12 protein-coding genes are annotated in these 14,786 nt (G+C 61.1%); 6 read left to right on the top strand and 6 right to left on the bottom strand.

The annotated features are described in order from the left end of the window. Nucleotides 1–144 precede the first annotated feature (144 nt). Nucleotides 145–1,773 (bottom strand): 3-(methylthio)propionyl-CoA ligase, encoded by a 1,629-nt coding sequence (locus QZW03_RS14215; RefSeq protein ID WP_296510671.1) that lies wholly within the window; start codon nt 1,771–1,773, stop codon nt 145–147. Between the two features lie 138 nt (nt 1,774–1,911). Between QZW03_RS14215 and QZW03_RS14210 the strand changes: the two genes are divergently transcribed. From QZW03_RS14210 to QZW03_RS14190, 5 genes are read left to right on the top strand one after another with little or no spacing between them, the layout of a single operon-like run. Continuing rightward, a complete protein-coding gene (locus QZW03_RS14210; RefSeq protein WP_296510670.1) occupies nt 1,912–3,396 on the top strand; it encodes a protein adenylyltransferase SelO in 1,485 nt (494 codons plus the stop codon). Nucleotides 3,397–3,456: 60 nt separating this feature from the next. Next, entirely contained in the window at nt 3,457–3,864 is a 408-nt protein-coding gene (gene msrB, locus QZW03_RS14205) for a peptide-methionine (R)-S-oxide reductase MsrB (protein WP_296510669.1), read from the top strand. Next, entirely contained in the window at nt 3,861–4,442 is a 582-nt protein-coding gene (locus QZW03_RS14200; protein ID WP_296510668.1) for a septation protein A, read from the top strand. The genes msrB and QZW03_RS14200 overlap by 4 nt, the downstream gene beginning before the upstream one ends. Beyond that, nucleotides 4,439–4,735 carry a BolA family protein gene (locus QZW03_RS14195; RefSeq protein ID WP_296510667.1) on the top strand — a complete coding sequence of 99 codons (297 nt, stop codon included), beginning with the start codon at nt 4,439–4,441 and terminating at the stop codon, nt 4,733–4,735. The genes QZW03_RS14200 and QZW03_RS14195 overlap by 4 nt, the downstream gene beginning before the upstream one ends. Before the next feature lie 20 nt (nt 4,736–4,755). Further along, entirely contained in the window at nt 4,756–5,538 is a 783-nt protein-coding gene (locus tag QZW03_RS14190; protein ID WP_296510666.1) for a peptidylprolyl isomerase, read from the top strand. A 91-nt stretch (nt 5,539–5,629) separates the two neighbouring features. Here QZW03_RS14190 and QZW03_RS14185 read toward each other — a convergent pair whose 3' ends face one another. Beyond that, nucleotides 5,630–6,373 carry a heparan-alpha-glucosaminide N-acetyltransferase gene (locus tag QZW03_RS14185; protein WP_296510665.1) on the bottom strand — a complete coding sequence of 248 codons (744 nt, stop codon included), beginning with the start codon at nt 6,371–6,373 and terminating at the stop codon, nt 5,630–5,632. Nucleotides 6,374–6,382: 9 nt separating this feature from the next. Further along, nucleotides 6,383–7,573 carry an MFS transporter gene (locus QZW03_RS14180; RefSeq protein WP_296510664.1) on the bottom strand — a complete coding sequence of 397 codons (1,191 nt, stop codon included), beginning with the start codon at nt 7,571–7,573 and terminating at the stop codon, nt 6,383–6,385. 67 nt (nt 7,574–7,640) lie between these two features. Between QZW03_RS14180 and QZW03_RS14175 the strand changes: the two genes are divergently transcribed. Next, nucleotides 7,641–9,659: a U32 family peptidase gene (locus QZW03_RS14175; protein ID WP_296510663.1), complete on the top strand. Its 2,019-nt coding sequence runs from the start codon at nt 7,641–7,643 to the stop codon at nt 9,657–9,659. Nucleotides 9,660–9,663: 4 nt separating this feature from the next. Here the strand turns inward: QZW03_RS14175 and QZW03_RS14170 are convergent, their stop codons facing one another. The 3 genes from QZW03_RS14170 to purL all read right to left on the bottom strand — a co-directional run bounded on the left by QZW03_RS14170 (nt 9,664) and on the right by purL (nt 14,703). Then, the gene (locus QZW03_RS14170; RefSeq protein WP_296510662.1) at nt 9,664–9,900 is read right to left on the bottom strand and encodes a hypothetical protein; all 237 of its coding nucleotides are present in this window, start codon (nt 9,898–9,900) and stop codon (nt 9,664–9,666) included. Beyond that, entirely contained in the window at nt 9,897–10,535 is a 639-nt protein-coding gene (locus QZW03_RS14165) for an NAD(P)H-dependent oxidoreductase (RefSeq protein WP_296510661.1), read from the bottom strand. The genes QZW03_RS14170 and QZW03_RS14165 overlap by 4 nt, the downstream gene beginning before the upstream one ends. A gap of 130 nt (nt 10,536–10,665) precedes the next feature. After that, nucleotides 10,666–14,703: a phosphoribosylformylglycinamidine synthase gene (gene purL / locus QZW03_RS14160; protein WP_296510756.1), complete on the bottom strand. Its 4,038-nt coding sequence runs from the start codon at nt 14,701–14,703 to the stop codon at nt 10,666–10,668. Nucleotides 14,704–14,786 lie beyond the last annotated feature (83 nt).

Genomic DNA, 14,786 nt, shown 5'->3' with positions numbered 1-14,786 from the left:
GAACTCAAAATAGAACGGTCGTTCTTTTTTCGAATTGTAGGGGCAATACCCTGCCCCAACCACCCCCTTTGTCCCGGCTGAGACAAAGGGTTTTCCCTAGATTTCGGCTGGTCTGCCGCCTACCACGCCAAGCCCGTCAAAGCCTCACGTGTTGGGTAGTTTGTAGTCTTTCAGCAAGTCGCGCAGCTTGGTTTTTTGCATCTTGCCGGTGCCCCCTAGCGGGATGGACTCCACAAAAATCACGTCGTCCGGCACCTGCCACTTGGCGGTTTTGCCTTCGTAGAAATGAATCAGCTCATCGCGCGTGACCTCGCATCCGGGCTTTTTGACCACCGCAATGACCGGGCGCTCGTCCCACTTGGGGTGTTTCATGCCGATGCACGCGGCCATGGCCACCGACGGGTGGGCCATGGCGATGTTTTCTACATCGATGGAACTGATCCACTCACCGCCAGACTTGATAACGTCTTTGCTGCGATCGGTGATCTGCATGAAGCCATCGGCATCAATCGTGGCCACGTCCCCGGTGGGGAACCAGCCGTCCACCAGCGGTGAGCCGCCCTCACCTTTGAAATATTCGCTGATGACCCAGGGCCCTTTGACCAGTAAGTCGCCATAGGCCTTGCCATCCCAGGGCAGCTCGGCGCCCTCGCCGTCCACAATTTTCATGTCGACACCATAAATGCCCCGCCCCTGCTTCAGGCGCACCTTCATTTTGTCGCCGGGCTCCATGCTGAGGTGTTTGTTTTTGAGGGTACAGACCGTGCCCAAGGGCGACATTTCGGTCATACCCCATGCGTGCAACACCTCGACGCCATACACATCGTTGAACGCCGTAATCATGGCTGGCGGACACGCAGAGCCCCCGATGACCGTGCGCTTTAGCGTGCTGAAGCGCAGGTTGCACGCCTGCATGTGGCCCAGCATCATTTGCCACACGGTGGGCACACCGGCGGCAAAGCTGACCTTCTCGGATTCAATGAGTTCAAAAATGGATTTGCCATCCATCGCGGGCCCGGGGAAGACCAGCTTGGCCCCAGTCATGGCCGCTGAATACGGCAAGCCCCACGCATTAACGTGGAACATGGGCACCACAGGCAACACCGCATCGCGGGCACTCATATTGAGCGCATCCGGCAAGGCTCCGGACATGGCATGCAGCAAGGTGGAGCGGTGGCTGTACAACGCGGCCTTCGGGTTGCCGGTGGTGCCGCTGGTGTAGCACATGCTGGAGGCGGAGTTTTCGTCAAACTCGGGCCAGGTGTAAGTGGCGGGCTGGGGCGCGATCCACGCCTCGTAGCTCTGCAGACCCGGAATACCGGTGTCGGCCGGTAGCTTGTCGGCATCGCACAGTGCGATGAAATGCTTGATGGTGGTGCAACGGCTGTGCACTGCTTGCACGATAGGCAAAAAGCTCATGTCGAAGCACAGCACCTGGTCTTCAGCGTGGTTGGCGATCCACACAATCTGGTCGGGGTGCAAGCGCGGGTTCAGGGTGTGCAAGACGCGGCCGGACCCGCTCACCCCGAAATACAACTCCAAATGGCGGTACCCGTTCCAGGCCAAGGTGGCTACGCGGTCGCTGAAAGCGAGATTCAAACCGTCCAGTGCGTTGGCAACCTTGCGGGAGCGCGCTGCCACTTCCCGGTAGTTGGTGCGATGGATGTCGCCCTCGACCCTGCGCGATACCACTTCGCCTTCGCCGTGGTGGCGCTCGGCAAAATCAATCAAGGTGGAGATCAGCAACTGCTGGCTTTGCATCAGACCTAACATCAAGTCACCTCTGTCTAAGTTTTTTTGGGGAACACACCAGCGCTGGAAACATCGTGTTGCAACTTTGGCAGCTCAGATAGTACTGCGCCCAAGTCCCCTCGGAGACGCTGAATTAGTCATATGCGGGACAATTCACCCATGTCTTATTTGCCACCTGCGCCTGATGCGCTGGACCTGAATCTCCGCTGGAACAACCGCTTTGCCATACTGGGCGAAGCGTTTTTTGAAAGCCTGTCTCCGACCCCGCTGCCTGCGCCCTATTGGGTGGGGACCAGTGCCTCAGCCGCCCGCGACGCCGGATGGGACGAGGCCTGGCTCCAGCATCCTGACGTGCTACACGCCCTGAGTGGAAACTGCTTGTTGCTGGGCAGCCAACCCCTCGCCAGCGTGTACAGCGGCCACCAGTTCGGCCAGTGGGCCGGACAGTTGGGCGATGGCCGCGCCATTCTGCTCGGCGAAGTGAATGGCTTGGAGGTGCAACTCAAAGGCGCGGGCCTGACGCCTTTTTCGCGCATGGGCGACGGGCGGGCGGTGCTGCGCAGCAGCATCCGGGAATTTTTGGCGAGCGAGGCCATGCACGGCTTGGGGGTTCCCACTTCGCGCGCGCTGTGTGTCACCGGTTCAGACGCTCCGGTGCGGCGCGAAACCCTGGAGACTGCCGCGGTGGTGACCCGCTTGGCGCCTAGCTTCATCCGCTTCGGGCACTTTGAGCACTTTTGCCACCACGGCATGCCGGGCGAGCTGAAAACGCTGGCCAACTTTGTGATCGACCACCACTACCCCGAGTGCCGGCAAGACCCGCGTTGGAATGCCAACCCCTATGTCGCGCTACTCGCCGCGGTAACCGCGCGCACCGCGGAGATGGTGGCGCACTGGCAGGCGGTGGGCTTTTGCCATGGGGTAATGAACACCGACAACATGAGCATTCTGGGCTTGACCATCGACTACGGGCCCTTCCAGTTCATGGATGCCTACGACCCCGGTCATATCTGCAACCACTCGGACACTAGCGGCCGCTACGCCTTTTACAAGCAGCCGAATGTGGCGTACTGGAACCTGTTTTGTCTGGGGCAAGCCATGATGCCGCTGATCGAAGAGCAGGAGCATGCGATTGCGGCGCTGGAGACCTTCAAGGACATCTACCCCCGGGCGTTTGCGCGGCGCATGGCCGCCAAGCTGGGCTTTGACCAGGCCCGGGAGGCCCACAAGCCACTGATCGAGGACATCTTGAAACTGCTGGCGGCGGACAAAGTCGACTTCACCATTTTCTGGCGACGGCTGAGCCACTGGGTGGCAGACCCGGCAGCGGCTGGCGACTCGGTGCGCGACCTGTTTTTAAACCGCCCGGCCATCGATACCTGGTTGCTATCGTATTCGGAGCTACTTGCGCATACTCCACCTGGGCTAGCGGCCGATTTGATGCTAAAAACCAACCCTAAATATGTGCTGCGCAACCACCTGGGTGAGCAAGCCATTCAGGCGGCGAAAGCAAAAGATTTCTCTGTTGTAGCCGATTTGCTGAAAGTTCTGGAGCGCCCGTACGACGAACACCCGGCGCATGACGCTTGGGCCGGGTTTCCCCCGGACTGGGCTGCGCAAATCTCCATCAGCTGCAGTTCGTGAGTCGCTTGCAGCCCCCTCCCCTCCCTTCTCTACTCCTAATTCCCGCATTGAAAGAGCCCTATGACCTACCCGATCCAAAAGACCGATGCTGAATGGAAAGCCCTGCTCGCCGAAAAAGGCGCTGAGCCGGTGGCCTACCAGGTGACCCGCCAGGCCGCGACCGAGCGGCCTTTCACAGGCCGATACGAGACCCATTGGGCTGACGGCAGCTACCACTGCATGTGTTGCAACGCCCAGCTGTTTGACTCCGGCACCAAGTTCGATGCCCATTGCGGCTGGCCCAGCTTTTCGCTGGCCATTCCCGGCGCCATTACCGAAATTACTGACCGCAGCCATGGCATGGTGCGGGTCGAGACCGTGTGCAGCCAATGTGGTGCGCACTTGGGCCATGTGTTCCCTGATGGCCCCACCAACACCGGTTTGCGCTATTGCATGAACTCGGCCTCGCTACACTTCACGCCCAAATGAAAACACTCCTCGACTTCATCCCCATTCTTTTGTTCTTTGCGGCCTACAAGCTGCACGACACCTTCGGCATCAGCAAAGACGAGGCGATCTACTTCGCCACGCCGGTGCTCATGGCGGCCACCGTGGCGCAAATGGCCATCATTTACTGGATCGACAAAAAGCTCACCACCATGCACAAGATCACCTTGGGCATGATTCTGGTGTTCGGCGGCATCACGCTGGCGCTGCACGACAAACGCTTCATCATGTGGAAGCCCACCGTGCTGTACGCGGGCATGGCGATTGCGCTGGCCGTGGCGGTGTGGGGTATGAAAATCAATTTCCTGAAGTCCATGTTGGGCAGCCAACTGGAGCTGCCGGATGCGGTGTGGCACAAGCTCAACATCGCCTGGATCGCGTACACCCTGTTCATGGCGATCAGCAACGGTTATGTGGCTGCCTATTTCAGTGAAGACGCCTGGGCCAACTTCAAGCTCTGGGGCTATGTGTTCCCCCTGGCGTTCCTGATCGGCCAGGGCCTGTATATCTCGCCTTACTTGAAGGCAGATAGCGCTCCTGAGGAGCCCCCCAAACCATGAGCGCGACAGAACCCACCGCCGGCAACATCGAGCTGCGTTTGCAGTCCACCCTGCAACCGCAGCGGCTGGAAGTTATCGATGAAAGCTACCAACATGCCGGTCATGTGGGTGCCAATGACAGCGGTGTCGGTACCCATTTCCGGGTGAAGATTGCTTCACCTTTATTTACCGGTTTGAGCCGCGTAGCACGGCATCGCCTTGTGTATGATTCGCTGCAAGATTTCATTGACCAGGGCCTTCACGCCTTGGCCATTGAGGCCGATGCCTCGCCCTCTGGCAACACTAAGATTTAAGCATTCCTGAAGGAAACGGTATGAAGAAGCACATTTTGTCCGCCTTGGCTGCAGCCAGCCTGATGGCAGTCGCCCAAGGCGCTGTGGCGCAGAACATTGCCATCGTGAACGGCAAAGCAGTTCCCACCGCGCGCATGGACTCATTGGCCCAGCAGGTCGCCCGCTCCGGTCGCCCTGTGACCCCTGAAATGCAAGGCCAGATGCGCGAGGAAATCATTGCCCGCGAAATCTTCACCCAAGAAGCCCAGGCCCGCGGCCTGGACGCGACAGAAGACTACAAAAACCAGCTCGATCTGACCCGCCAGTCCATTCTGATTCGCGAGTTGTTTGCCGACTTCCAGAAAAAGAACCCCGTCACAGACGAAGAGACCAAGGCCGAGTACGACAAGTTTGCCTCTGCCAACGCCGGCAAAGAGTACCGTGCGCGCCACATCCTGGTAGAAAAAGAAGAGCAGGCCAAGGCACTGATCGCCCAACTGAAAAAGGGCGCTAAGTTTGAAGACCTGGCCAAGAAAAACTCCAAAGACCCGGGCTCCGGTGCCAATGGTGGCGACCTCGATTGGGCCAACGCCAGCAGCTACGTGAAAGAGTTCTCTGACGCGCTGGTGGCCTTGTCCAAGGGCAAGATGACCGACACCCCTGTCAAGACCCAGTTCGGCTACCACATCATTCGCCTGGAAGACCAGCGCGAAGCCCAGTTGCCTAAGTACGAAGACGTGAAGCCACAAATCGCCCAGCAACTGCAGCAGCAAAAGATTGCCAAGTTCCAGGACGATCTGCGCGCAAAAGCTAAGGTGGAATAAGCGCCTCGCGGCACTGTGCACCCCAGAAAAAGCGGCTCCGGCCGCTTTTTTGTTGCCTGTCGTTAGTTAGCGGATGAAGATAGCGCGGAGGCTAACGGCCTATACCGGCGAGCCACAGCAAGCCCAGCAGCACCGGCTGGTGCAAGAGGTAGTAGCTCAGGCTCCAGCGCCCCAGTACCGCCAGATACTGCGTGAGTGCGCCCGTAAGCGCAAAGCCACCCGAGCGCGGTCGGCGCAGGCGCCATTGCATGGCTCCAAAGCCCAGCAACATCACGCCCAGCCAGGGAAACAGTGGCACATAGTCTTCCGTGCGGGGCAAGCGGGTGATCCACCCGAGCCAGTTCAGACTGCGCCCGTTCATATCAAGACCCCATTGGGTGCTAGCCCAAGCAGATAGTGCGCCGCCAGCTATCAAATGAATAGCAATAATCAGCAGTCCGACGCCCGCACATCCGAGCCCTAGCGGTGCCATGAGTCGCGTGATGAGCAGCATGACCGCCATGCCGTGCAACACACCGAAATAGATAAAACTGTCCGGGAACATCACCCACGAGCCGGCTGACACCAGCCCTGCCGCAGCGGCTATCTGGAGCCAGCGCCAGCCAAAATGCCGCCAACTCTGCCCCCGCTCAAACGCCACGGCCTGCCCTGCCCCGGCGCAACAGAGGAACAGGCTCAATATGAGGGTGCGCTGCCAGGTCCACAGCGGGTCTTGCAGAAAATTCTGCTGAATTACGCGCGCGTTGTTCAGGTCAAAACACAGGTGAAAAACCGTCATCCAGACCATGGCAAAGCCCCGCAGGGCGTCTAGATCGTCGATGCGGGGCCTGGACATAGCGCTCTATCAGTGGCTCTGGCGATTGCGGGGTGCTGAGCCCTGCATGGCGCGCCCCCAAGCCGTGAGCAAAATCCCCAAGGCCGCCAACATGACCACGGGTACCGCCAGGCCCCAGGCACTGTGCAGCGCGGTAGACCATGCAAACAACGGTGGGCCCAAGGTCGCGCCGAGGTTGCCCATTTGCGCCACAGCACCGTTGGCGCGGGCCTGCTGGGCGCTATCGTGGTTGAGGTGAGGAATCAGGGCAAAAGCGCAGCCACCAGCCAGACCCGAAATCAGCATGAGCGCGATAGCCGCCTCGGCATAGCCCCAGCCGCTGAGTGCGCTCCAGGCACATAACACGCCGGCCAGCCCCAGGCAGGGATAGAGCAGCTGCAGTAGGCGCATCGGGCTACTGCGCCGGGTTAACCAACCTGCGCCGAACGTGCCGGCAATGCCCATGAGCGGCAGTATCGGGGCCGCCCATCGCTCAGCCTCCGCGAGGCCCCGGGGCAAAAACGTCAGCAGGGCCACCGCCATGCCGGTGTAGCAAAAGAAGCAGAGGCCCGGTAAAGCGGTACGCCAATCGGTGTAGGTGCGAACGTGGCGTGCCAGCAAGCCCGCTCCATGCGGGGCACGGGCGGCCAGCACGGTGTCCTGCGGCAACGCCCACCAGGCTGAGGCCGCGGCCACCAGCAGCAGCACTGCGTGCAGGGCAAACAGGGATTCCAGGCCGGCGAAGGCTAAAAACTGTGCGCCACCGGCGGCCGTGAGGGCAAAGGCAGTTCCCACAAAGGTGCTCCACAGACCCATGGCGATGGACCGGTGGTGCAAAGCCGTGGTGCCTGAGATTAAGGTGGGCGCGGCGACGACTACCGCCAAGTGAGAAGCGCCCTCCAGGACCCGGGTCGCTACAAACCACGGGAAAGACAATGGAAGTGCCTGCAAACCCGCGAGCACTCCACCCAGCGCCAAGCCCCCGCATAACAAGCGCCGGTAGCCTATGCGAGGAGCCAACAGGCCCATGCTGACGCCCAGGCTCAGCCCCACCACGCCCACCAGCGACAGGGCCCAGCCCATTTCCATGGTGCTCACGCCGAAATGCTGCTGCAGCAAGGGAAAAGCGAGCGAAATTTTGGCAAATTGCATCGCGGCCAGAATGCCGCAGCCCCACAAAAGCAGGACGCGGGGCCAATGGGTCGAGGGAGTGTTGGGCATGGGAGCCGGTGAGTGTAGCGGTCCGGGCGCATGCCAAGTGCAAGCTGCTGCGGGATAATGCCGCCCCATGTCTTTGCAAGATTTTCAACTCGAATTGCTGGCCCCCGCCCGTACCGCCGAGATCGGCATCGAAGCGGTGAACCATGGCGCCGATGCGGTCTACATCGGCGGGCCGGGCTTTGGTGCCCGCTCCAGTGCGGACAACAGCGTGGCAGATATCGCGAAGCTGGTGCAGCATGCGCACCGCTTCAACAGCCGCATTTTTGTCACCATGAACACTATTCTGCGAGATGACGAGCTGGAGGGTGCGCGCCAGCAAGCCTGGCAGCTCTATGAAGCCGGTGTGGACGCACTCATCGTGCAAGACATGGGCTTGCTGGCTATCGACATGCCGCCCCTGCAACTGCACGCCAGCACCCAGACCGATATCCGCACTCCCGAAAAGGCCCGCTTTTTGCAGGATGTGGGGCTGTCGCAAATCGTGCTGGCCCGCGAGCTCACAGCCCGGCAGATTGCAGCCATACGCGCCGCCACCGATCCGGAAAAATGCACCCTGGAATTCTTTATCCACGGCGCGCTGTGCGTGGCCTACAGCGGGCAGTGCTACATCAGCGCGGCCCACACGGGGCGCAGTGCCAACCGCGGCGAATGCAGCCAGGCCTGCCGCCTGCCCTACCAGGTGGTAGACGATAAGGGCCGCTTTGTGGCGCACGACAAGCATGTGCTGTCCATGAAAGACAACAACCAGAGTGAAAACCTGGCCGCGCTGGTGGACGCCGGCATCCGCAGCTTCAAGATCGAAGGCCGCTACAAGGACATGGGCTATGTGAAGAACATTACCGCCCACTACCGCAAGCTGCTGGACCGGCTGATCGAAGACCGACAGTACTCTGACCGCCCCCTGGCCCGCAGCAGCAGCGGCAGCACCACCTTCACCTTCGAGCCGGACCCTAACCAGAACTTCAACCGCGAGTTCACCGACTACTTTGTGCAGGGGCGCCAGATCGACATCGGCGCCTTCGACACCCCCAAAAACCCGGGGCAAGCGATCGCATACGTCACCAAGGTGAATGCCGACAGCGTAGAGCTGGAGCTCATGGACCGGAGCAAGGCACTTAGCAATGGCGACGGCCTGTGCTACTACGACCTGCAAAAAGAGCTGGTGGGCCTGGCCATCAACCGCGCCGAAGCTATCAATGCGCCCAAAGGTCTGTGGCGTGTGTTCCCTAAAGACCCCATGCCCGGTTTCAAAGACCTGCGCAAAGGCGTGGAGGTGAACCGCAACCGCGATGTGAACTGGACGCGCACCCTCGACAAAAAAAGCAGCGACCGCCGTATCGGCGTGTGGGCTGCGCTGGTTGAAACACCGGACGGCATCGCCCTCACCCTGACCGATGAAGACGGCTTCACCGCCACCGCCCGAACCACCCTGCCCCGCGAAATAGCTAAGGATGCGGGCATCGCCATGGACACCCTTAAGGACAACGTCAGCAAGATGGGCGCCACTATGTTTGCGGCGCTGGATGTGCAAGTGCAGTTCAGCCAGCCCTGGTTTGTGCCGGCCTCGGTGCTCAACCCATTGCGGCGTGAGGCGGTCGAGGCCCTGGAACAGGCCCGCGCTGCCGGTTTTGTCCGTCTGGCCCCCGGTGTGGCGGTTGAGCCGCCGGTGGCCTACCCCGAAGACACCCTGAGTTATCTGGCCAATGTGTTCAACCAGGCTGCCCACGGCTTCTACGCCAAGCACGGTGTGAAAGTGATTGCCCCGGCTTATGAGGCGGTAGAAGAACTGGGCGAAGTAAGCCTGATGATCACCAAGCACTGTGTGCGCTTTTCGCTCAGCCTGTGCCCCAAGCAGGCCAAGGGCGTGACCGGTGTGCAGGGTCAGGTGAAGGCAGAGCCGCTGCAGCTCATCAACGGCAAAGAAAAACTCACCCTGCGGTTTGATTGCAAACCCTGCGAAATGCACGTGGTGGGCAAGATGAAAACCGGTGTCGCCAACCAGAGCCGCAAAGAGTTGCTGGAGGCGGTACAAGGCGTGCCCCTGACCTTCCACAAGACCCGCCCGAAACAGGAGTTCGGGCACTGACCGCTTAGTGGGGGCTCTGGGGGGTGCGCTCTTCAGGCGTCTGGGTCTGCAACAGCTGGCGCATGAAATACAGGCCCAACACCATATTGCCCACTGCAAACACCACCACCGCGGTGGCCGCGACGGGCCGCAGTGTGTGGTGCTGCACGATCCAAACCAGCGCCGTCGACAGTGCATTCAACACCAACATGAGCCAGAAGGCTGGCTTGCGGGGTTGCAGCAGGCGGCGCAGGTACTTCACTTCAGCTCAGTGACAAAGTTTTCACGGCTGCGGCGTACCTTTTTCAGGTTAACCAACCAATCACCTTCATCAGCGCGGTAGCCCAAAGGCATGATCACCACGCTGCGCAGACCGCGCTGGTCCAGGCCCAGGATGGAGTCCACAGCCTTAGGGTCAAAGCCTTCCATGGGCGTGGCATCGACTTTCTCTTCAGCAGCCGCAATCAAAGCAGTTCCCACGCCAATATAGGCTTGGCGGGCAGCGTGCTGGTAGTTCACTTCGGCGTCGCGGGGCACATAGGTCCCCAGAATCATCTTGCGGTAGCTTTCCCAGCCCTCGTTCACGAAACCGCGCTCGGTGTTCACCAAGTCGAAAGACGTGTTGATGCGCTCGGCGGTGTAGTTGTCCCAAGCGGCGAACACCAAGAGGTGCGAGCCGTCGGTGATCTGCGCTTGGTTCCAGGCCACGGGCACGATCTTTTCACGCAACTCTTTGTTGCTCACCACGATCAGCTCATAGGGCTGCAAGCCGCTGGAAGTGGCAGTCAGGCGCACGGCTTCCAGGATGCGGTCCAGCTTGTCCTGGGGGACTGCTTTGGCGGGGTTGAATTTCTTGGCGGCGTAGCGCCACTGGAGTGTGCTGATGAGGTCGGACATCAAATGCTTTCTAAAGTTGGGAGGCGGCAACCAGACTGGCTACCGCCGGAAGTCGACAACTGGGGACTGTAGTGGCAAAAACAAGGGGCCTGAAGGCCCCTTGTGTCAAACCGGCATCCCCGACGGCGAATTAAGCCACCCACTTGCGCGCATTGCGCCACAGCTGCATCCACGGGCTCAACGCGCTCTTGTCCAGACTGGTCCAGCTCATTTGCACGTTGCGGAACACGCGCTCGGGGTGCGGCATCATGGCGGTAAAGCGGCCATCGGCCGTGGTGACCGCAGTCAGGCCGCCCGGGCTGCCATTGGGGTTGAACGGATAGGCCTCAGTGGCCGCACCGGTGTTGTCCACATAACGCATGGCGGCAATGGCCTTCTCGGCGTTGCCCCGGTACTTGAAGTTGGCAAAGCCCTCGCCGTGCGCCACCGCAATCGGCAAGCGCATGCCGGCCAGATCCTTGAAGAACAGAGAAGGCGACTCCAACACCTCCACCATGGAGAGGCGGGCTTCAAAGCGTTCGCTCTGGTTGGTGGTGAAGCGCGGCCAGTCTTGCGCGCCGGGAATGATGTCGGCCAGCTCGGCAAACATCTGGCAGCCGTTGCACACGCCCAAGCCAAAGGTATCCTGGCGGGCAAAGAAGGCCTTGAATTGGTCGGCCAGCACGTCATTGAACGTAATGCTGCGCGCCCAGCCGATGCCGGCACCCAGCGTGTCACCGTAGCTGAAACCGCCGCAAGCCACTACGCCCTTGAAGTCAGAGAGCTTGGCACGGCCGGTCTGCAGGTCGGTCATGTGCACGTCATAGGCTTCAAAGCCGGCCTCAGAAAAGGCGTATGCCATTTCCACATGGGAGTTGACGCCCTGCTCGCGCAGCACGGCCACTTTGGGGCGGCTACCCATAATCGCAGGCGCTCCTGTTTTGGTAGCGGCTTGCGCAGATTCTATGAGGGTTAGAGCCTGATTTGGCATATAAACATTCATGCCGGGGTCTTGCTCGGCGCCAGCAGCCGCGTGCTCCGCATCGGCGCAGGCCGGGTTGTCGCGCTGCTGGGCAATCTTCCAGCTCACCGCATCCCAGACTTGGTGCAGATCGGCCAACTTGGCGCTGAAGATGCTCTTGGCATCGCGCCAGATTTGCAGCTCGCCCTTGCCTGCGGCAATGCTGTCAGTGGCCGGCCTCGTTTTGCCGATGAAGTGGCTGAACTTGGACAAGCCATGCTCGCGCAGGGTGGCCATCACCTCCGAGCGCTCCGCCGTGCGCACCTGCAGCACCACGCCCAGCTCTTCGCTGAACAGGGCCTTGAGCGTGGCCTCTTCACGGCGGGCACCCACCTGCCCTGCCCAGTTTTTGCTGTCGCCCACATCCATGCGGCTGTCAGAAATGCCGTCGCCCTCGGTAACCAGCATGTCCACATTCAGCGCCACACCCACGCGGCCGGCAAAGGCCATTTCGGCCACCGTAGCCAGCAGGCCACCATCACCACGGTCGTGGTAGGCCAGCACTTGGCCCTTGGCGCGCAGTGCGTTCACCGCGTTGACGAGGTTTACCAGGTCCTTGGCGTCGTCCAGATCAGGCACTTTGTCGCCCACTTGGTCGAGGGTTTGCGCCAGGATGCTCGCCGCCATGCGGTGCTGGCCCTTGCCCAGGTCGACCAGGACCAAGGTGGTGTCCTCAGACGCATTCAGTTGTGGCGTCAACGTGCCGCGCACGTCTTGCAAGGTGGCGAAACCGCTCACGATCAGGGACACAGGGGATGTCACCTTTTTGTCGGTGCCGCCGTCTTTCCATTGTGTGCGCATGGACAAGGAATCCTTGCCGACGGGAATGCTGATGCCCAAAGCCGGGCACAGTTCCATGCCCACGGCCTTGACGGTCGCGTACAGCGCAGCGTCTTCACCGGGCTCGCCGCAAGCGGCCATCCAGTTGGCAGAGAGCTTCACGCGTGGCAAGTCGATGGGCGCGGCCAGCAGATTGGTGATGGCTTCGGCCACTGCCATGCGGCCGGAGGCTGGTGCGTCCAGTGCCGCCAGCGGCGTGCGCTCGCCCATGGACATGGCTTCACCCGCAAAACCTTTGAAGTCGGCCAGTGTCACGGCGCAATCTGCCACCGGCACCTGCCAGGGGCCGACCATCTGGTCGCGGTGGGTCAGGCCACCCACCGTGCGGTCGCCAATGGTGATCAAGAAGCGCTTGGACGCCACCGTGGGGTGGGCCAGCACGTCGATCACGGCCTTTTGCAGGTCCACGCCGGTCAGGTCGAGGGGTTTGAACGCGCGGGCCACGGTTTTGACATCGCGGTGCATCTTGGGCGGCTTGCCCAGCAGCACGTTCATGGGCATGTCGACGGGCGACTCCTGGCCTTCGTCCACCAGTTGCAACTGGCGTTCTTCAGTGGCCACACCAATCACCGCAAACGGGCAGCGCTCGCGCTCGCACAAAGCGGTGAACTGCTCCAGCGACTCGGGCGCAATCGCCATCACATAACGTTCCTGGCTTTCGTTGCACCAGATTTCCTTGGGCGCCATGCCGGATTCTTCGAGCTTCACTGCGCGCAAATCAAAGCGCGCACCACGGCCCGCGTCATTGGTCAGCTCGGGGAAGGCGTTACTCAAACCACCGGCACCCACGTCGTGGATGGCGAGGATCGGGTTCTGCTCGCCCTGCATCCAGCACTGGTTGATCACCTCTTGGGCGCGGCGTTCGATTTCAGGGTTGCCGCGCTGCACCGAGTCAAAGTCCAGCTCGGCCGCGTTGGCGCCGGTGGCCATGGAACTGGCCGCGCTGCCGCCCATGCCGATGCGCATGCCGGGGCCACCCAGCTGGATCAGCAGGCTGCCAGCGGGGAATTCGATCTTGTGGGTCTGGTCGGCATCGATGATGCCCAGACCGCCCGCGATCATGATGGGCTTGTGGTAGCCGCGTGCCACGGTGTCCACATCGCTAGCGACTGTCTGCTCGTACTCGCGGAAGTAGCCCAGCAGGTTGGGCCGGCCGAACTCGTTGTTAAACGCCGCGCCACCCAAGGGGCCTTCGACCATGATTTGCAGCGGGCTGGCAATGTGCTCGGGCTTGCCCAGCGTGCTGCCCCAGAGCTTGGAGACGGTAAAGCCTGTCAGGCCCGCCTTAGGCTTGGAGCCGCGGCCGGTGGCACCTTCGTCACGAATCTCGCCGCCCGCACCGGTAGAGGCGCCGGGGAACGGGCTGATGGCGGTCGGGTGGTTATGGGTCTCCACCTTCATCAGAATATGGTTGGTTTTGCTATGCTTTTCATAGCTAGGTGCGCTCACCTCTTGGGCGCCAGAGGCCGATTTGGCTACAAATCGCTCTACTTCCACACCCTCCATGACCGAGGCGTTGTCCGAGTACGCCACGAGCATGTATTGCGGGTTGAGCTGGTGCGTGTTGCGGATCATGCCGAACATGCTCTTGTCTTGCGCCACACCGTCGATGGTGAACTGGGCGTTGAAGATTTTGTGGCGGCAATGCTCGCTGTTGGCCTGCGCGAACATCATCAGCTCCACGTCGGTGGGGTTGCGGCCCAGAGTGGTGAAGGCGTTCACCAGATAGTCAATCTCATCAGCGGCCAGTGCCAAGCCGAACTGGGTGTTGGCCTTCACAAGTGCATCTTTGCTACCGCCCAGCACATCCACATGGTCCATGGGCGCGGGTTGCAAGGCGTTGAACAGCTCTTGTGCCTGGGCGCGGTCCAGCATGGCGCTCTCGGTCATGCGGTCGTGCAGCAAGGCGGCAACGGCCTGCAGCTGCTCCGGCGTCAGCACGGTTTTGCTCAACAAGCCGTGCTTGAGTGTCAGGCGGTACTCCACCAGGCGCTCCACCCGCTTGACGGCCAAGCCACAGTTGTGGGAAATGTCCGTGGCCTTAGAGGCCCAAGGGCTCACGGTACCGAAACGCGGGCTCACCACGATGGCGGGGCCGTCAGCGTTTTGCTGCGTGGGGCCGGTATAGGGGTCACCATAGGTCAGCAAGGCGGCCAACTTGTCGGCCAAGGCCTGGTCGGGCGCGGAATCGGTGGCAGCCAGGTGCACAAAACGGGCCGCAATGCCGGAAATCTTGTCGCTCACACCTTGCAAGGCGGGCAGAAGTTGTTGGACGCGGAAGTTGCTCAGGGCGTTGCCGCCCTCGAAAGAGGTGATGTGCAGGGTCACTGTGGTGGCCTTGTAATGGGCTGGTGCGTTGGGGAGTGGGTGCTCCACACACGGCCGCTGACTGGGGACGCGCATGGAAGCCG

The organism is Rhodoferax sp., from assembly GCF_013297935.1.
Classification (GTDB): domain Bacteria; phylum Pseudomonadota; class Gammaproteobacteria; order Burkholderiales; family Burkholderiaceae_C; genus Allorhodoferax.
This window is presented reverse-complemented; position numbering and strand designations above follow the sequence as displayed.

Coding starts and splice junctions, on each gene's coding strand:
- msrB (WP_296510669.1), top strand. CDS start 3,457: ATGACCTACCCGATCCAAAAGACCGATGCTGAATGGAAAGCCCTGCTC.
- QZW03_RS14195 (WP_296510667.1), top strand. CDS start 4,439: ATGAGCGCGACAGAACCCACCGCCGGCAACATCGAGCTGCGTTTGCAG.
- QZW03_RS14185 (WP_296510665.1), bottom strand. CDS start 6,373: ATGTCCAGGCCCCGCATCGACGATCTAGACGCCCTGCGGGGCTTTGCC.
- QZW03_RS14215 (WP_296510671.1), bottom strand. CDS start 1,773: ATGTTAGGTCTGATGCAAAGCCAGCAGTTGCTGATCTCCACCTTGATT.
- QZW03_RS14175 (WP_296510663.1), top strand. CDS start 7,641: ATGTCTTTGCAAGATTTTCAACTCGAATTGCTGGCCCCCGCCCGTACC.
- QZW03_RS14210 (WP_296510670.1), top strand. CDS start 1,912: ATGTCTTATTTGCCACCTGCGCCTGATGCGCTGGACCTGAATCTCCGC.
- QZW03_RS14165 (WP_296510661.1), bottom strand. CDS start 10,535: ATGTCCGACCTCATCAGCACACTCCAGTGGCGCTACGCCGCCAAGAAA.
- QZW03_RS14190 (WP_296510666.1), top strand. CDS start 4,756: ATGAAGAAGCACATTTTGTCCGCCTTGGCTGCAGCCAGCCTGATGGCA.
- QZW03_RS14200 (WP_296510668.1), top strand. CDS start 3,861: ATGAAAACACTCCTCGACTTCATCCCCATTCTTTTGTTCTTTGCGGCC.
- QZW03_RS14180 (WP_296510664.1), bottom strand. CDS start 7,573: ATGCCCAACACTCCCTCGACCCATTGGCCCCGCGTCCTGCTTTTGTGG.